The 17,880-nt window shown below is 61.0% G+C and carries 17 protein-coding genes; 8 read left to right on the top strand and 9 right to left on the bottom strand.

Features of this window, described 5'->3' with window-relative positions:
* Positions 1-5: 5 nt before the first annotated feature.
* Both PZ897_RS13860 and PZ897_RS13855 read left to right on the top strand, forming a co-directional pair.
* On the top strand, positions 6-1,628 hold the full coding sequence (locus tag PZ897_RS13860) for a GMC family oxidoreductase N-terminal domain-containing protein (RefSeq protein WP_275753013.1): 1,623 nt from the start codon (positions 6-8) through the stop codon (positions 1,626-1,628).
* A 1-nt stretch (position 1,629) separates the two neighbouring features.
* A complete protein-coding gene (locus tag PZ897_RS13855) occupies positions 1,630-2,934 on the top strand; it encodes an FAD-binding oxidoreductase (RefSeq protein ID WP_275753012.1) in 1,305 nt (434 codons plus the stop codon).
* A 15-nt stretch (positions 2,935-2,949) separates the two neighbouring features.
* On the opposite strand, the gene PZ897_RS13850 is transcribed toward PZ897_RS13855, so the two are convergent.
* The 5 genes from PZ897_RS13850 to PZ897_RS13830 are packed head-to-tail and all read right to left on the bottom strand — an operon-like array spanning position 2,950 to position 7,801.
* The gene (locus tag PZ897_RS13850; protein ID WP_275753011.1) at positions 2,950-4,416 is read right to left on the bottom strand and encodes an aldo/keto reductase; all 1,467 of its coding nucleotides are present in this window, start codon (positions 4,414-4,416) and stop codon (positions 2,950-2,952) included.
* Between the two features lie 3 nt (positions 4,417-4,419).
* Entirely contained in the window at positions 4,420-5,379 is a 960-nt protein-coding gene (locus PZ897_RS13845; protein WP_275753009.1) for a branched-chain amino acid ABC transporter permease, read from the bottom strand.
* Entirely contained in the window at positions 5,380-6,294 is a 915-nt protein-coding gene (locus PZ897_RS13840; protein ID WP_275753007.1) for a branched-chain amino acid ABC transporter permease, read from the bottom strand. It lies immediately after the preceding gene.
* A complete protein-coding gene (locus PZ897_RS13835) occupies positions 6,291-7,022 on the bottom strand; it encodes an ABC transporter ATP-binding protein (protein WP_275753006.1) in 732 nt (243 codons plus the stop codon). The genes PZ897_RS13840 and PZ897_RS13835 overlap by 4 nt, the downstream gene beginning before the upstream one ends.
* Entirely contained in the window at positions 7,019-7,801 is a 783-nt protein-coding gene (locus PZ897_RS13830) for an ABC transporter ATP-binding protein (RefSeq protein ID WP_275753004.1), read from the bottom strand. The genes PZ897_RS13835 and PZ897_RS13830 overlap by 4 nt, the downstream gene beginning before the upstream one ends.
* A 97-nt stretch (positions 7,802-7,898) precedes the next feature.
* Between PZ897_RS13830 and PZ897_RS13825 the strand changes: the two genes are divergently transcribed.
* From PZ897_RS13825 to PZ897_RS13805, 5 genes are all read left to right on the top strand, one after another.
* A complete protein-coding gene (locus PZ897_RS13825) occupies positions 7,899-8,624 on the top strand; it encodes a GntR family transcriptional regulator (protein WP_275753003.1) in 726 nt (241 codons plus the stop codon).
* Positions 8,621-8,977 (top strand): TIGR04076 family protein, encoded by a 357-nt coding sequence (locus PZ897_RS13820; RefSeq protein WP_275753002.1) that lies wholly within the window; start codon positions 8,621-8,623, stop codon positions 8,975-8,977. Before PZ897_RS13825 ends, PZ897_RS13820 begins: the two co-directional genes overlap by 4 nt.
* Positions 8,964-10,013 (top strand): aldo/keto reductase, encoded by a 1,050-nt coding sequence (locus PZ897_RS13815; protein WP_275753000.1) that lies wholly within the window; start codon positions 8,964-8,966, stop codon positions 10,011-10,013. Before PZ897_RS13820 ends, PZ897_RS13815 begins: the two co-directional genes overlap by 14 nt.
* Positions 10,014-10,017: 4 nt before the next feature.
* On the top strand, positions 10,018-10,422 hold the full coding sequence (locus PZ897_RS13810) for a DUF4440 domain-containing protein (protein ID WP_275752998.1): 405 nt from the start codon (positions 10,018-10,020) through the stop codon (positions 10,420-10,422).
* A 70-nt stretch (positions 10,423-10,492) separates the two neighbouring features.
* Positions 10,493-11,719, top strand: a complete 1,227-nt coding sequence (locus tag PZ897_RS13805; protein ID WP_275753164.1) for an ABC transporter substrate-binding protein — start codon at positions 10,493-10,495, stop codon at positions 11,717-11,719.
* Between the two features lie 99 nt (positions 11,720-11,818).
* Here PZ897_RS13805 and PZ897_RS13800 read toward each other — a convergent pair whose 3' ends face one another.
* Together PZ897_RS13800 and PZ897_RS13795 are read right to left on the bottom strand one after the other, a co-directional pair.
* On the bottom strand, positions 11,819-12,388 hold the full coding sequence (locus PZ897_RS13800; protein ID WP_275752997.1) for a hypothetical protein: 570 nt from the start codon (positions 12,386-12,388) through the stop codon (positions 11,819-11,821).
* Positions 12,389-12,886: 498 nt separating this feature from the next.
* A complete protein-coding gene (locus tag PZ897_RS13795) occupies positions 12,887-13,798 on the bottom strand; it encodes a choline/ethanolamine kinase family protein (protein ID WP_275752995.1) in 912 nt (303 codons plus the stop codon).
* Between the two features lie 99 nt (positions 13,799-13,897).
* Here PZ897_RS13795 and PZ897_RS13790 point away from each other — a divergent pair, with 99 nt between their 5' ends.
* The gene (locus PZ897_RS13790; RefSeq protein ID WP_275752993.1) at positions 13,898-14,530 is read left to right on the top strand and encodes a class I SAM-dependent methyltransferase; all 633 of its coding nucleotides are present in this window, start codon (positions 13,898-13,900) and stop codon (positions 14,528-14,530) included.
* Positions 14,531-14,543: 13 nt separating this feature from the next.
* On the opposite strand, the gene PZ897_RS13785 is transcribed toward PZ897_RS13790, so the two are convergent.
* A complete protein-coding gene (locus PZ897_RS13785; RefSeq protein WP_275752992.1) occupies positions 14,544-16,985 on the bottom strand; it encodes an FAD-dependent oxidoreductase in 2,442 nt (813 codons plus the stop codon).
* A complete protein-coding gene (locus PZ897_RS13780; RefSeq protein WP_275752991.1) occupies positions 16,982-17,878 on the bottom strand; it encodes a choline/ethanolamine kinase family protein in 897 nt (298 codons plus the stop codon). Before PZ897_RS13780 ends, PZ897_RS13785 begins: the two co-directional genes overlap by 4 nt.
* Between the last annotated feature and the right edge of the window lie 2 nt (positions 17,879-17,880).

Here is a 17,880-nt window from a genome sequence, read left to right as displayed (position 1 = left end):
ATCACGTGCAAACCTATGATTTTGTGATTGTCGGCGCAGGGTCTGCCGGCTGCGTTCTGGCAAACAGGCTGACCGAGAACGGCAGATATTCGGTGCTGCTGCTTGAAGCAGGCGGGCATGACCGGAACTTCAAGATCTGGATGCCGATTGGCTATGGAATGGCGTTTTACGACAAGCGCATCAACTGGATGTACATGTCCGAACCGGACTCCGGCACCGGCAATCGCGTCAGTTACTGGCCCCGCGGCAAGGTCATTGGCGGCTCGTCCTCTATCAATGCGATGGTCTATATTCGCGGGCATTCCGGTGATTTCGACGACTGGGCGGCGATGGGCAATCCGGGGTGGAGCTGGAATGAGGTTCTGCCCTTTTTCAAGAAGAGCGAGACCAGCGACCAGGGCGGGAGCGAGTGGCGCGGGGGTGACGGGCCGCTCTATGTATCGACCATGGAGCGCGATCTACACCCGACTTGCCAGAACTTTATTCGAGCCGGTGAGGAATGCGGGCTCCCCTACAACCCGGATTTCAATGCCTCCACCAATGAGGGCGTCGGGCTGTATCAAAATACCGCCAAGGGCGGCTTCCGCATGTCGGCGGCCCGGGCCTATTTGCAGCCGGCGCGCAGGCGATCCAACCTGACCGTGATTTCACGGGCGCATGCGACACGGATCTTGTTTGACGGCCTGCGCGCCACCGGTGTCGAATATGTCCGGAACGGCAAGGTCGAGCAGGTCCTGGCTGGCCGTGAAGTGATCGTTTCAGGCGGCGCTGTGAACTCGCCGCAGCTTTTGATGCTGTCAGGTGTCGGTCCGGCCGATGTGTTGAAGCGGCAGGGCATCGAAATGGTGCGGCAACACCCCAATGTGGGCCGTCATTTGCAGGACCATCTTTGCATCGACCACACCTACAGAGCCAAGGTGCGTACGCTCAATGATGACCTGCGTCCGTTGATTGGCAAGCTGCGGCACGGCATCAACTATGTCTTGCGACGCAGGGGGCCGCTGTCCCTCGGCGTCAACCAGGCCGGTGGCTTCATCAAGACCCGGCCGGAGCTCGAGCGACCCAACATGCAGCTCTATTTCTCGCCGGTCAGCTATACCAAGGCGCCACCCGGCAAGCGGCCGCTGATGAGCCCGGATCCGTTTTCGGGTGTGATCCTGGGAACCCAGCCGACGCGACCGACAAGCCGGGGACATCTCGAACTCAGATCGTCTGATCCGTTTGACGCGCCTGCGATCCATCCGAATTACCTGTCGACCAATCATGATGTCGCCGAGCAACTGGAAGGCGCCCGGTTCATGCGCAAACTGGCTCAGGCTCCGGCATTTGCAGAGATTCTCGAAGAAGAGATCCGTCCCGGGCGGCAGGTGGAAACCGACGAGGAAATGATCGCCGACATTCGCGCCCGCGCGGGCACCGTGTTTCATCCGGTCAGTACCTGCCGCATGGGCGAGAGCGGAACCGACAGCGTCGTCAATCCACGGTTGCAGGTGCATGGCCTGGAAAGTCTCCGGGTGATCGACGCCTCCGTGTTCCCGACCGTGACTTCGGGAAACACCAATGCTCCGACAATCATGGTGGCGGAAAAGGGGGCAGACATGATCCTCTCCGACCACGCAGGACGATAACATGGCAGCACCGAGCGATTGTTTCAGCGCCGACTTCAAGCCGCAGCCTTACTGGTGGGATGCAACCCCGCGCCAGCCTGATGATCTGATGAAATTGCCTGCTGCCGCGGATGTGGTGATCATCGGGTCGGGCTACACCGGACTGCATGCGGCGCTGCAGACCGCGCGGGCGGGGCTCGATACGGTGGTGGTGGATGCCGAGGCCGCAGGCTTTGGTTGCTCGACACGCAACGGCGGACAGATTTCGACCAGCGTCAAGCCGTCCTTTTCGTTACTCAAGCGGCGGTATGGAGAAGCGCGTGCGATCGCCATCCTGAAAGAAGGACAGGCCTCGCTCGATCATGTGGCCAAGTTTGTCAGCGACGAAAACATCGATTGCGATTTCTCGGTTGTCGGCCGGTTCCACGGTGCCCATACAGCGGGTCAATATGGCAAGCTGCTGCGTGAGTGTGAGGGTCGTCATCCGGGTTTTGAGACCGGGGCGTTCATGGTGCCCCGCGATCAGCAGCACAGCGAGCTGGGCACCGATGCCTATTATGGCGGCATTGTCTTTCCTCGGCATTCGAGCATTGATCCGGGAAAATATCACGCCGGATTGCTGGCGGTGACGCGATCCGCTGGCGCGCGGATCATCAGCCAATGCCGGGTCAACGATTTGCAGCGCGGGCCGAACGGATTTGATGTGTCCACTGACAAGGGCCGGATTCGTGCCAACAAGGTGATTGTCGCCACCAATGGATATACCGGGCCGCTGACCCCATGGCAGCAGCGGCGGGTGATCCCGATCGGGTCCTACGTGATTGCCACCGAGGAAATCCCGGGGGAGACCATGGACCGGTTGTTTCCGACCAGTCGCATTCTCTCCGACACAAGAAAGCTGGTGTATTACTACCGGCCTTCACCGGACCGGAAGCGCATTCTGTTCGGTGGCCGGGTGTCGCTGCAGGAGACGGATCCGCGCAAGAGCGGGCCGAAACTGCTGGCCGAACTGGTCCGGCTGTTTCCGGACCTGAGGCAAACCCGGATCAGCCATTCCTGGGCCGGGATCGTGGCCTTTAGCTTCGACACGCTGATGCATTGCGGCGAGGACAAGGGGCTCTATTACGCCATGGGCTATTGCGGGTCAGGCGTGGGCATGGCGGGATATCTCGGGTCGAAAATCGGTCGCGCGGCAGCGGGCGTTGATCCAGATCTGGGCGCGTTCAGCGAAATCCCGTTCCAGACGCGGCCGTTCTACACCGGAAACCCGTGGTTTCTTGCGCCTTCGGTTGCGGCCTACCGGCTACGCGACAGGCTCGGGATCTGAGCTCATCCAGCAGGTCTATTTGCGGTGTTTGCTGACGATGGCCTCGGCCTCGATTTCAACGCGAAAATCGCCAATCAGGTTGCCAACCAGAAATGTGGTGTTGGCCGGCGGACTGGTGCCAAAGCGCAGTCCGTGGGCGCGTGCTGCCGGTTCGACATCCTCATTGCCGCGCAGATACATGCGGGTGCGCAGGATGTCTTTCGGATCGCCTCCAAGCGCCCGTACAGATGCCGCGATTTTATCGAGAATATAGGTCGTCTGCGCGCCTGCATCGTCGATCGCCACAGTGTGATCGACCCCATGGGTGGCGGTGGTGCCGGAAACCGCGATGCGGTCGCCGTCACGGATTGCGCGGCAATAGCCGGCGATCGGCTCCCACAGCGATCCGGAGAAGACCCGCGCCCGGTCCGGGTTTTCAGGATCGGGGACCGCTTGCATGGCGTTCGGCATTTCCGCCAGGTGATGGCTCAGATCGCCCGATGCGGTGAGGAATGGCGGCTGACGGTACTCATCGCCGCAATCGCCCGGGATCATGCGGGTCGCAACGAAGGCCTGATCCAGCAAGGCATGATCGTCCGCATCGAGTTGAAACCGGAACAGGCGCAAATTGTCAGCGCGGTGCTGGTTTTCACCGAGCCGTGCCCCGACAATGACGCCGGCGACATGGGCGTGTTCGAGCACCCAGCGCGTGGCCACATTGGAAATCGAGACGCCATGCTTTTTGGCAATGGAGGCCGCGGCCTTGAGGATGCCCTGATAGCCTTGCCAGCCGCCGGCAGTATGGATGAACCTGAGGTATTTGGATCCGCTCCAGTCGTTCACGGCTTCGGGTTCGGGCTTGCCAAGCCAGCGTTCGGACAAGAAGCCGCCGCATAAAGTCCCGTAGGCCAGGAGCCGAACGCCATGTTTGGCACAGGTTTCGGCGAGGTGACCTGCCGCGCGGCGGTCGATCAGCGAGAAGGAAACCTGATTGGAGACAAGCGGAATGCCTTCGGCCAGCGCAAGATTGAGATGGGCGGCATCGAAATTGGTGACACCGATTTGCCCGATCAGGCCTTCCTGTTTGAGAAGCTTGAGTTCGTGCAGGGCGTCGAGCCAGGCCGGATGTTCAAAGGTCCACCAATGGAACTGGAGCAGGTCGATACGCTCGACACCAAGCCGGTCGAGCCGTTCTTCAACACCGGCGCGGACAATCCCGGCGGTCATTGGTCCGGGCTCGGGGCACCATTTGGTGAAGGCTTTCGGACGGACCTCGCCTTGCCAGCTGCGCAGCAATTCGCCGGTGATCAGCTCGGCACTGCCGTAGTGGTCGGCCATATCGAAGGTGTCGAAACCTTCATTGGCGTAGTCCGCCAACGCTTTGGCTCCGGTGACTGGATCAAGCGTAACTCCGTCCTTCTCCTGGTCGGCAACCTGCCAGAGACCGGTGAGAATGCGACTGATGGAGAGGTCCGGAGCGAGATCGATGCGGTCAGGTTTCATAAATCACTTGTCCTTGTTGCGGTGTCCGAGATGACGCGACACGGAGCGCACCTCGGGCAGAATTCCCTGCGGTCGCCAGAGCAGAATGGCGCAGAGCATGACGCCGATGACGACAATCTGAAGTGAGGCGGCACGCGCCTGCTGATCCGCCGGGAAAACCTCCGAGATCAGGGCGCCCGAAAGTGCCCAGATGGCCCACACCAGCACCGCGCCGAGGATGGCGCCCCTGTTGTTGCCGGAGCCGCCAACAATCAGCATGGCCCAGACCTGGAAAGTCATCATCGGCAGGTAATTGCCCGGCGCAATGAAGCCGATGAAATGCGCCTGCACCCCGCCTGCCAAAGCCATGATGGCGCCACCGAGCGCAAAGGCCTGGATGCGCAGCAGGATCGGGTTCTTGCCAAGCGCCTGAGCCGCGGTTTCATCCTCACGCACCGCGCGCAACGCCCGGCCCCATGGGCTGCGCAGCAGGTGTTCGAGCAGCAGATAGAGTACCAGGACGACGGCCGCGGTCAGTGCCAGGTTGAGGGCGTTGAAGGCAAAGGCCTGACCCTGCAGGGCCGCAAACGGGCGCGGTATGAAAGCCATGCCGAAGGCGCCGCCGGTAAGGCTTTCGGTGTTCTGGAAGACAAGTTGAAGGGCAACGGCAATGCCGAATGTGGTGATCGCCAGATAGTCGGAGCGCATTCGCAGGGTCAGCAAGCCGACCGCCAGTGCCAGCATACCGCCTGCGGCCATGGCGGCGAGCCAGCCCAGGGCAATCGGCAGGTCGAAGCCGCCAATGCGTTCGGCGGCGTCCGGTGTGGTCAGCGCCGCGGAGACATAGGCACCCAATCCGACAAAACCGGCGATGCCGACATTGAACAGACCGGTCTGTCCCCATTGCACATTCAGACCCAGGGAAATGATCGCATAGGTCAGGGCGATGGTGAGGAAGAAGGCGGCGTAGGCGAGCAGTTCCATCTACGCCTCCCTCTGGCCGAACAGGCCCTGCGGCCGCAACATCAGCACGAGCACAAGAATGATGAACGAGATGGCAGCACGCCACTCGGCACCGACAATCTGGACCGCGAAGGCTTCGGCAAGGCCGATGATCAGGCCGCCGAGCATGGCGCCGGGAATAGAGCCGATGCCGCCGAGAATGGCGGCGGAAAACAGCGGCAGCAGCAGATCGAACCCCATATACGGCCTGATCTGCACGAGCAGACCGGCCATGACGCCGGCAATGCAGGCCATGCTGGCGCCGATGATCCAGGTGACCCGGATGACCTTGTCGACATCCACGCCATACACACCGGCCAGACCGGGGTTCTCAGACACCGCCCGCATGGCGCGGCCGGTGGCGCTGCGGGTGACGAGGAGATGCAGCGCAAGGACGAGCAGAGCCGTCAGCCCGATCATCAGAAGCTGGTCCGGTGTCGCGCGCATGCCAAGCCCCAGCGGCTTGGCGATTTGCAGAGCCTTGGTGAAATAGGCAGGCTTGGCGGTGAAGATGAACTCGAGCAGCGAACGCAGCGCCATCGATGCGCCAAAACTGGCCATGACGACAATGATCGCGTCTGCGCCTCGGGCGCGCAGGCGTCCGAACAGAATGCGATCGAGCCCCAGCGTCAGCGCTACAGTCAACACAACACCGCCAAACATCGCCAGCGGCAACCCCCAGCCGAAGCTGAAGGGATAGACCGGTGCGCCGAGACCAGCGGCGAGGCCGCCCAGAACACCTGCCACGGTGAGGGTGAGATAGGCGCCCCAGGCGAGAAAATCACCATGGGTGAAATTGGCGAAGCGCAGGATGGAGTAAGTCAGTGTCAGACCGATTGCGCCGAGACCAATGGTCGAGCCGGAAATCAGTCCATCGATGATGGCTTGAGGGTTCATCGGATGGCCTCGTCCGCGCGGTTGCCAAGGAAAAGCTCACCCAAAAACTTTCCGTCGTGCAACGCGTCCGTCGGACCGTCATGAGCCAGCTTGCCATCCACCAGCACCAGAGCGCGATCGGTGAGCGCCAGCGCCGCGCGGACATTCTGTTCGACCAGAATCAGAGTCACACCGGTTTGAGAAATGCGGCGCAAGGTGTCGAACACCTGAGCCACCAGTTTGGGGGACAGGCCGGCGGATGGCTCGTCAAGCATCAGCACCTGTGGCTCGGTGAGCAATGCCCGGGCGGCGGCCAGCATCTGGCGTTGACCGCCGGAGAGCGCTCCGGCCAGCTCGCGGGGACGGGATCCGAGATCGGGGAACATGTCGAGCATCGCCTCGATCCGGCCGGCACGGTCCTGCCGGGGAAGCAATTGCGCGGCAATCTGCAGGTTTTCGGTGATGCTGAGGCGGGTGAAAATATTCTCGGTCTGCGGCACGAAGCCCATGCCGTTGCGCACCAGAACATGGGAGGCAAGACCGGTGACATCACGCCCGCCCAGGTGGACCTGGCCGCCAAATGAGCGAACCAGGCCGGCAACGGCCTTTATCATCGTCGATTTGCCGGCGCCATTGGGACCGAGAATGCAGACAGCTTCGCCCTTCTTGACGGTGAAGCTGACGCCCTTGACGATGGGCAGGTCGGGGTCGTAGCCGGCCTGAAGATCTGCAAGCGAGAGCGCCGTCACGCCGGCATGCCTTCGAGATAGACGTCAATGACATCGGCGCGCTTGGTGACATCGGCGGGCGTGCCCTCGGCGAGTGCCTTGCCTGCGGCCATAACCATGACACGGGGGCACAGCCGGGCGATCATTTCCATGTTGTGTTCGATCAGCAGCACAGCAATTCCCAGTTTGTTGACGGCAATGATCCTGTCGATGATCAGATCGAGAAGCGCCGGGTTGACGCCAGCGGCGGGCTCGTCGAGCAGGATGACGCGTGGTTCGGCCATCAGCACGCGCGCCAATTCCAGCAGTTTCCTTTGGCCGCCCGAAAGCACAGCCGCGGGCTGGTCCTCCAGATGGGAGAGCGCAACGAAATCGAGAATGTCGCGGGCGCGTGTGGCATTGGCCCGTTCCTGTGCCGCCACCCGGCGCGGCGCGATGAGGGCGGAGAGCAGGCTCTCGCCATGCTGGTTCTGGGCAGCGGTCATTACGTTTTCGAGAACTGTCATGCGGGGAAATGGTCTGGGGATCTGGAACGTGCGTCCAAGTCCCGACTGGATGCGGGCTTCAGGACGGGCGCGCGACAGATCCCTGCCGGCCAGATGAATGCTGCCTGAATCCAGCGGCAAGGCTCCGGCCAGCAGGTTGAACAGAGTTGATTTTCCGGCACCGTTCGGCCCGATCACGCCGAGGATTTCGGCTGCGGCCAGATCAAGCGAAATCCCGTTGACCACACAGAATCCACCAAAGGATTTGCTGACGCCGCGCGCCTCGAGAATGGGGGTCTGACTGCGTCCTGTCATTCAAGCAACCAAAGTTGATCAACTATCATTTATCATTTACAGGACCATGTTTGATGCCTAAAGTAAAGCTGCAAACGGAGAAGGTTGTCTTGGCGGAATGAACATTCAGACCACGTCAAAGTTTGACGGGCCAGGCCTCGACCGGCTCGCGCCGGTCGGCAAGGAAACCGTTCAGGACCGGATCTATCATCAGCTCCGGGATGCGCTGATCCAGGGCAGATTTGACGCCGGCGAGATTTTCCTGGCCGGCGACGTGGCGCAGCGAATGTCTGTCAGTTCGATGCCGGTGCGCGAGGCTCTGGCACGGCTGGTTTCGGAGCGGGCGCTGGAAGCAATGCCGAACCGCCGGGTGCGGGTTCCGTTGTTGACGCTGGAACGCGCGCGCGACATTGCCCAGGCCCGGACGCTGATCGAAGGTGAGCTGGCAGCCCGTGCGATCGCCAATCTGACCGGTCCCGATTTCGCCAGACTTGAAGATCTGACAGCCGAGTATGAGGCAACCAGGCAGGCCCATGATGTCGCCACCCTCAACCATGCCTTCCATTTTCTGCTCTACGAGGCCGCCGGTTCATCGGTATTCATGCCGATTGTCGAAAGCCTGTGGATGCAGGCCGGACCCTATGTTCGCGCTGCCGCCAAGTTGCACAGCCCGCTCACGGATACGGCAGCAACCCTGCATCACCGCGGTATTCTGGCCGCAATCGAAGCCGGTGACAAAGCCAGGGTTTCGCGGGAATTGTCAGCCGATATCAGCCAGTCCTTCGCCATTCTCGAAAGGGCTGGAGCCGAATTCTGGGATGCGGAAAGTGGAGGTGTCGCATGAGCGGCGAAGACGGATTCGAACTGTGGGATTTGAAGGTGGAGGTGGTTGCTCCTGACGGCGCCAAGATCTGGTGCGGCGCGAATGTGGGTGACTATTTCGAACTTCGCGGTGAAATGCTGCATCTGCCCGAGGGCCAGGGCATATCGATCTACTCGCTGGCCTCGGTGCTGCCGCTGCTGGCCGCCAAACAGCGCCCGACGGATCCGAATGACTGGATGTCCACCGATGCGGAGATTGCCTGTCCGGACCCGCATTGTCCCTCGCGGCTGAAGATCACCCGCACCAAACTCCGGCATTTCAAACATTCCGAGACCACCGCCGTGCCTTTGGGAGATGACAATGCAGACGTTTGACCTGGCGCCAGGACACCGGATTTCTCGTGTCATCAAGGGCGGCTGGCAGTTGGCGGGTGGCCATGGCGAGATCGACCGGCAGGCCGGAATTGAAGACATGATCGCCTTTGCCGATGCCGGAATCACGACGTTCGACTGCGCTGATATCTACACCGGTGTGGAAGCCATGATCGGCGAGTTCCGGAAAGAGTACAGCCGGGTTCGCGGCGCCGAGGCGTTGAACCGGATCAAGGTACACACGAAATTCGTACCGGATCTCGGCAAGCTCGAAACCTTGACCCGGGCCGATGTGGCCGAAGGCATCGAAACCTCGCTGTCGCGGCTTGGGCTGGAACAACTCAACCTGGTTCAGTTCCACTGGTGGGACTACGAGATTGACCGTCAGGTGGAAGTCGCCGCCTGGCTTGCGGACCTCAGGCAGGAAGGCAAGATCGCCAATATCGGCGGAACCAATTTCGACACCGAACAAATGCTGCGGATCATCAACGCCGGCGTGCCGCTGGTGTCGATGCAGGTTCAGTATTCGCTGATCGATGAGCGGCCGTCGCGCTCGATGGTGCAAGCGGCCCAGGCCCATGGCGTCAACTTGCTGTGCTACGGATCTGTCGCAGGCGGGCTGTTTTCGGAACGGATGCTTGGTGTGCCGGAGCTTCAGCCGCCTTTCGAAAACCGCTCGCTGATCAAGTACAAGCTGATTGTGGACGAATTCGGTGGCTGGCCGTTGTTCCAGGACCTGCTGGACGTGCTTGCATCTGTTGCCGCCCGTCATGGCAGTGACATTGCCTCGATCGCCAGCCGGGCCGTGCTTGAACGCCCGGGCGTGGCAGCAGTGATTGTCGGCGCGCGCAATCGCAATCATCTCGAGCGCAATCTGGCGATCCCCGGCATTGAGCTCAGCGCGCAGGATTATGCCGAGATCGATGCGGTCCTGGCGCGTGCCAACCCGGTGCCCGGCGACGTCTACACGCTGGAGCGGGACAGGAGCGGCAAGCATGGCTCGGTGATGAAGTACAATCTCAACAAAGAGGGGCACTGAGCCGATGGATCTGATCGCGTGCGCACAGGCCGAAGTCATCAACCGGCACGTTTTCTTTGTCGAGTGGTTCACGGGCCGGGCCGGAGAAGCGGAGCTTGAGAGATCGATCCGTGCCTTTGCGCCGGACATGATGATGATTGAACCTGACGGCACCACCATTGGCACCGACGCCATTGTCGGCATGATCACCGGCGCGCGCGGCAAACGTCCGGCGGATTTCGAAATCAGAGTGGATTTGATTGCAGCGCGGCAGCTCAATGACGATGTTGCGCTTTTGATTTACGACGAACACCAGGTGATCGATGGTCAGAAATCTGCCCGTCGCTCCTCTGCCGTGTTCAGCGCCGACCCGAACGCACCGGAGGGCGTGGTTTGGCGGCAGCTGCAGGAAACGTGGATTTCGACATAACAAAGCGGGCGGGAGAGGCCCCATAACAAGGAGAACGCGAATGAACATGATCAGAAAATCCGGCCTTGCCATGGCCATGCTCTGTGCCTCGGCGCTGAGTTCGCAGGCGTGCGACATCACCATCGGCATGGTGATGGAACTGACCGGACCCGCCGGCGCCTATGGCCAGGCTGGCGCGAAATCGGTGGAAATGGCCTTCCGCGACATCAATGAAGCCGGTGGCGTGCTGGATTGTCAGTTGGTGACGGATACCCGTGACAGCCAAAGCCAGGGCAATGTCGCCGTTGATCAGGCAACCCAGCTGGTCAATGTCAAACAGGTGCCGGTTGTCATTGGCGGCATAATCTCATCGGTGTCGATTCCGATCCTGACCTCGGTAACCGCCGCCGCCGGTGTGGTGCAGGTATCGCCCGCGTCCTCCAGCCCGACGCTGACGCAGCTCAGCCGTGACGGCAAGACTGGCGGCTACTTTTTCCGCACCATTACCTCGGACGCGCTGCAGGGCATTGCGGCCGCGAAATATGCGATGGATTCGGGCCTGACAAAACTCGCGATTATCCACGTAAACAATGATTTCGGCCTCAATATGATGCGCGAATTCAAGGCCTCCTACGAAGCCCTGGGCGGCGAGATTACCTCGGCCACGCCCTACAATGAAAATCAGCCGAACTACAGCGCCGAAGTCACCGCCGCGATGGATGGCGACCCGGAGGCGCTTTACCTGATCAGCTATCCGGTGGATGGAGCCACCGTGGCGCGCGCCTGGATCAGCCAGGGTGGTCCGCAGAATTTTCTGCTCAATGACGGCATGAACTCGACCGATTTCATCGAGGCGGTCGGTGCGCAATATCTCGACGGCGCCTATGGCACATCGTCGGGCACCACCGAGACGGAATCGACAAAATATTTCTATGCCAATTATGAAGCGTTCTCCGGCGGCATCGCGCCATCGGCACCGGCGGCTGACCGGTCTTATGATGCCGGCGCGATTGTCGGGCTGGCTGTTGCCAAGGCAGGCAAGGCCGAATCCGACTCCATTCGAGATGCGATCCGCTCGGTGGTCGATCCTGAAGGTGAAGTGATCTATGCCGGGCCCGAAGAGTTCAAGAAGGCGCTGGCGCTGATCGGCGAGGGCAAGGCAATCAATTATCAGGGCGTGATCGGCAATGTGTCGTTCGACCAGTACGGCGATATCTCCGGCCCGTTCCGCCTCTGGCAGATCAAGGACGGCGAAGTGGTCACCATCGGCGAGATGACAGCCGCCGATGTGGCCGAGGTCAAGGCCTCGATGAAATAGGCTGTGCGGCCGGTTTTGGATCGGCAGCATGCAGAAAGAAAGGGGCGCCGCAATGTGGCGCCCCTGATTGGTTTTACAGTCTGCTGACAGGGCGAGGTGTCAGCGCCTCAGGAACCGCGGCGTCAGAAGGTGGACGTCTGTGCCTTCGTCGCGATGACTGCCGCCGAGGCTGGCAAACCACCAGGCTGCGCCGGCGCCCAATGCGCTCGCCGCAGCGGTCGCAAAACCATAGACCAGGGTAATGGTCTGGGTGTATTCGACGACATTTGCCGGAAGATCCGTTGCGGTAGCATCTGCCTCGACACCGAGTGCTGCAAGTGCGGCAGCACTCGCTGCAAAAGCGGCGACCACTATTGTCGAGACCGCCCAGACGGACAGGCCGTGGACACCATCGCGGAACTCAACCTCGGTCTTGGGAGCATCATTCCAGCGGCTGCGCATGCGGCCGGCGATGTATCCGCCTCCTGCTGAACTGGCCAGCGCCATGACAAACAGCCAAAGACTGGCGACCAGCACCTGCCAGGAAGGTTCACCACTGGCGAGCATGGGGTCGCCCAGCGCGAGCCCGCCGGTTGATCCGAATTGTCCGAGGACCGTGGATGTGGCGATAGCGACGACGCCACCACCCCATACTGCACCCCATTCGAGATAGGATTGCCCATGGGGCAAATTATCCGAGTGAACCGGTGCAGATTTTACCCCTGTCGGCTCCATCGTCTTACCGCAAGCCGAGCAGGGAGAGGATGAACAAGACTACGACCACGAGGCCAACCAGATAAATGATTCCATGCATTGGAAATCTCCTTGGATGTATTCAGGCCAGCACCATGCGTCGGCCCCACAATCCGTAAACGTGGTTGTGTCAGTAAAGTTCCCTGGGGTTGATTGGTCGATGTGCATCTATACGGCAGTTTGACCGTGTCGGGCGAGGCTGGGGAGGCGGTATGACCGGATTGCCGGAGCAAAGAAATGCTTACAGACTTCAACCTCTGGTAACGCCACGCAAGCAACCAGGTGGCAAGCGGCGTGATTGAGCTGCGGTCTTGTACGCCGGTATCCTGTCTGCCTCACTTCTGAAGCACGATGTGCATCGACAGAGACTTGTGAGAGGAAGGCCGAGACATGCCGGCGCAGCAGGGGTGCGCCTGTGTCGAATTCCAATTGATGTCAGGCTGTTTGTAGCGTGCTCAGGCTGTCAGCGAATTCGGCACTGGCTATCAGCTTTCTGCAGCGGGCGAAGCGGCCGTCGGCATAGGCGCGAAAATCCTCCGCCGGATTGCCGTTGGCGAGCTGGATCAGGCCCCACAGCGTCCACAACAAGTCACACATCGCCTTGTAAATGATCATGCGCGCCTGGTCTGCGGAATTAGGCGTGCCGCCGCAATAAGCCTGCAACAGAGCCTGATCCTGCCGGGCATCAAACTCGCCTTCCACCGAAAGGTCGCCCAGGTCCCACATCGGGTCGTTCATGCCGGAATATTCCCAATCAACGATAAAAATGCGCTCGCCCGTGTCGATGAAGTTCTCGCATAATGGATCGCAGTGGCAGGCGACCAGGTCGACGGGGTTGCGCGCCAACGCGGCCCTCACCGTCTGGGCTTCGCTGACCACGTCATGATAGCCTTCCGGCAAGGCCACCTCCCTGGTCGACAGGATTGCCAGATACTCGTCGATCATGGCGAACAACTCGAAGGTAAAGGGGAATTGAGCTCCGGACGTGTGCAATTGGCGAAAGGCTTCGCCGGCCCGACGAACAGCGCCGATATCGGCGCGAAACGCGTCAGGTGTCATGGTCGTGGCTCCCTCGACAAAACGGGTGGCCATGATGCCGGTTTCGGGATCGGCATGAATGACCTCGGGGCTGACCCCGGCGTCGGCAGCAGCACGCGCGGCGACCGCTTCATGGGCTCTGTTGATGTATTCTTCTGTGCCGGCGCCGGGCAGGCGCACACAGGCATCACCGACCCGGAAGACCAGATTGGTCAGGCCTCCCAGACGTTCGACAGGTCCTGTGTAGCCGGCAAGTGACGGGATGTCTGAAAGACTGGTGCGCAGCATGCTTTCGGTGTTATCGGGCATGGGGCAGTACATCTCCTTGTTTTAACTGTTCCCGCACATTTCCACAAAGATGTTGAAATGGCTATGGTAACCGAGTGCGCATCAACACTGGAGCTGGACATGACCTCTGAAGACAAGACGGCCCGACTGGGAGCTGTCTACCAGGCTGAAAGCGTCGACGATGTGGCGCGGGTCTATGATTTATGGGCCGAACAATACGATGGTGACATGTCGCTCGCCGGTTACCGGCACCCCGCGATATCTTTGGCGATGCTCGCACGGCACGTCCCGAAAGGCGCCGGGCCTTTGCTCGATGCCGGTGCGGGCACCGGGCTGATCGGCGAGTGGCTGGCGATCACCGGCTACTGCGATGTCGATGCGCTGGATGTTTCAACCGGTATGCTGGCAGTGGCCGAGCGCAAGGGTGTTTACAAAAGGCTGCACAAGGCCGCGCTCGGGAGCACGTTGCCCTTCAGCGACCATCATTTTGCGGCGATCATTTCGGCTGGCGTGTTCACGTCGGGCCATGTCGGGATCGAGGGGCTGGATGATCTGCTGCGAATTTGCGCATCGGGCGGAATCCTTGTCCTGACGGTCAAGGACAAGCTCTGGCAGACGAGTTTCAGTCAGCGGATTTCTGACCTTCAAGCTGCCGATATCTGCAGCCTTGTCGATGACACCGGGCCTTACGTGTCGATGCCCGGCGAGAAAGGAACCACGCCGAGCCGCTGCATTGCGCTGAAGCTGAGCTGAGTTCTGCCCCGGCTCAGGCTTTGACCCTGGTGTTGGCCGGGTCGAAAAAGGGTTTCAGGCCGATCCGGGCCGGAACCCGGTCAAGAGCAATGACCAGTTCGTAGTCACCCTGCTCAAGGAATTCTTTCGACACGCCTTCCTCATTGCGGACATAGCCATAACCGATGCTCTTGCCGAGTGTGTAGCCATACCCGCCTGAGGTGAGGTAGCCGACTGGCTGGCCATTGCGCAAGATGGTTTCCCGTCCGACCAGAACAGCGTCCGGATCGTCGATCACAAAGCCTGCAAAGCGTTTGGTCAGGGGCTGGCCGGCCATTGCCTTGAGGGCGGCCTCGCCGATGAAGCCGGCATTCGAGTTCCGCCGCACCGCCCAGCCGAGACCTGCCTCGAACGGCGTGTCATTGGGGGTAATGTCCGAGCCCCAGGCGCGATAGCCCTTCTCGAGACGCAAGGATTCGAGCGCGCGGTAACCTATGGGGCGAATGTCCCAGGGCTTGCCGGCGTCCATCAGCGCATCGAAGACGTCGCCGATCACGTCAATCGGGATGTGGAGTTCCCAGCCGAGTTCGCCGACATAGGTGACGCGCAGCGCCCGAACCCGGCTGCCGGCGATGTCGATGTTGCGGACATGGCCAAAAGGAAATGCGTCGTTGGACACATCGGCAGCGGTGATTTTTTCCAGCACGTGACGAGCCCGTGGGCCCATCAGAGACAGGGTGCCATAGTCCTCGGTGATGTCATCGATCCGCACATCAGCGCCTTGCGGGACATGCTCGCGGATCCAGGCCAGATCATGGGTGCGGAACCCGGTACCTGTCACGACGTAGAATTTGTCGTCAGCCAACCGCGCTACGGTCAGATCGGACTCGATACCGCCGCGGGTGTTGAGGAGTTGGGTATAGGTCAGTCGTCCGACCGGTTTGGTCACATCATTGGCGCAAATCCGGCTCAGGGCAGCGAGCGCATCGGTTCCGCTGATTTCATATTTGGCAAAGGAAGACTGGTCGAAGATGCCGACCTTTTCGCGCACATGGCGGTGTTCGTCGCCAACCGCATCGAACCAGTTCTGGCGGCCCATGGTCGGAATGTCAGCGGCCTCCATGCCGCCGGGTGCAAACCAGTTGGGCCGTTCCCAGCCAAGCTTGGAGCCGAAGACCGCGCGGTGGGTCTTGAGCCGGTCATAGAGCGGGGAAACGATGCGCGGGCGGCCGGACTCATACTCGACATGGGGAAAGCCGATGGCGTAGTGCTTGCCATAGGCTTCGAGCGTGCGATCATTGACCCACTGCCTGTCCTTGTGCATCTCGGAAAACCGCCGGATATCGACCACCCAGAGATCGAGCGGCGCTTCGCCGTCGATCACCCATTGCGCCAGCACCCAGCCGGCGCCGCCGCCCGAGGCAATGCCGAAGGCATTGAAACCGGCGCCGACGAACATGTTGGAGCATTCCGGCGCCGCCCCGAGAATGAAATTGCCGTCCGGCGTAAAGCTCTCCGGGCCGTTGATCATCTGCTTGACGCCGACAGTGTTGAGCGCCGGAACCCGCTCCATGGCCTGGGTCATGTGCTGTTCGAAATGGTCGTAATCATCGTCAAAAAGCTGGAACGCGAAATTATCGGGCACGTCGCCCGTGGTCCAGCCGAGAGGATTGGGCTCATAGCCGCCAAAGGACAGCCCGCCGACCTCCTCCTTGAAATAGGTACGCCGGTCAGGGTCGCGAATGGTCGGCGCGTCGCTCGACAGGCCGTCGATCTTCTCGGTGATGACGTACTGGTGCTTGACCGGCTGCAACGGCACATTGATGCCCGCCATCACACCAATCTGGCGCGCCCATTGCCCGGCACAATTGACCACGGTCTCGCAGGCGATGTCGCCCTTGTTGGTCTTCACTGCCGTGATGCGGCCGTCCTTCATGTCGAAGCCGGTGACCCGGACATTCTCATGGATCTTGGCGCCGTGCATGCGTGCGCCTTTGGCCAATGACTGGGTGATGTCGGACGGGCTGGCCTGCCCGTCGGTCGGCAGCCAGCTTGCGCCGACGAGATCATCGACCTGCATCAGCGGAAATTTGGCCTTGGCTTCCTGCGGCGACAGCAACTGCATGTCCATGCCGAAGCTTTGCGCTGTGGTGGCCAGTCGCCGGTATTCGATCCAGCGGTCCTGGTTGGTGGCAAGCCGCAGGCATCCCGACATCTTCCAGCCGGTTTCAAGCCCGGTCTCCTGATCAAGCCGCTTGTAGAGGTCGACGGAATATTTGAGCACCTTGGTGATGGAGGCCGAAGATCGCAGCTGCCCGACCAGACCGGCGGCGTGCCAGGTCGAGCCCGATGTCAGCTGGCCCTGCTCGAGCACAATGACATCGGCCTTGTGGTCGCGCGCCAGATGGTAGGCCGTCGAACATCCGATAATGCCGCCGCCGATGACGACGATCTGGGCTTTGTCAGGGAGTGTCATGGTGATGTCTTTCCGTAGGTCGAATGGTACTGGGCAAGTGCAGCGTCAAGACGAGCCAGATTTTCGGAGGTGTAGGCCTGATAGTCCACGCCGGGTGCGTCGAGATGCAGTTCCGAGACCAGACTCCACAGGGTTTCGCGCAGCAGCGAGGCACACTGCATGGCGTGAAAGGATTGGGTCAGCGCGCGATCGGGCGGGGAACCGAGTGCGGCCTCAAGCAGCACAGCGGCCTCGTCTTCATTCATTTCGGCGTTCGAGGCTGCGCCGGCGATGTCGAACATGGCGGTGGAGAAGCCGGCATACTCGAAATCGATCAGCCAGAGCTTGTGGCCGTCGTCGAGAAAATTGGCCGGCAGCAGGTCGTTGTGTCCGAAAATGATCGGCAGTGGCGACTGGGCGGCTTCGAGGCTGTCGGACAGTTCGAGCCAGGCTGGCAAATTGTCAGCCATCCGCGAGTGGCCGGATTTCAGCGTCCGGGCATAATCGCGGATGACGTGGAAGACCCAGAACATGAAGCCCGGACCTTTGATGTGACGCGGCATCGTGGTGTGGAACTCATGGATCAGCCGCCCGATCCGCTCGGGATTGGCGCGCACATCGGCTGCATCGAAGGTCTTCGCATCGACAAAGGCCGAGACCATGATGCCGGGTTGGGAGTACTCGACGCGCGGGGCAAAACCGGCATCATGGGCGGCGCAAGCCGTCATGACTTCGCGCTCGCGGTCGACATGGTGAAACGGAAAATCCCGCCCGAGCCGGACGACATGGCGGCCAGCGCCATCGCTGACAAGCCAGTTTTCGTTGCTCAGTCCACCGGTTAGCGGTTCGATCTCGATTTGGCCGGAAAAGCAGGGCAGGGCGCGGATTTGATCACGCGAAGCAAGGTCAGTCATGG

The organism is Hoeflea sp. YIM 152468 (assembly GCF_029210485.1).
Taxonomy (GTDB): domain Bacteria; phylum Pseudomonadota; class Alphaproteobacteria; order Rhizobiales; family Rhizobiaceae; genus Hoeflea.
This window is presented reverse-complemented; position numbering and strand designations above follow the sequence as displayed.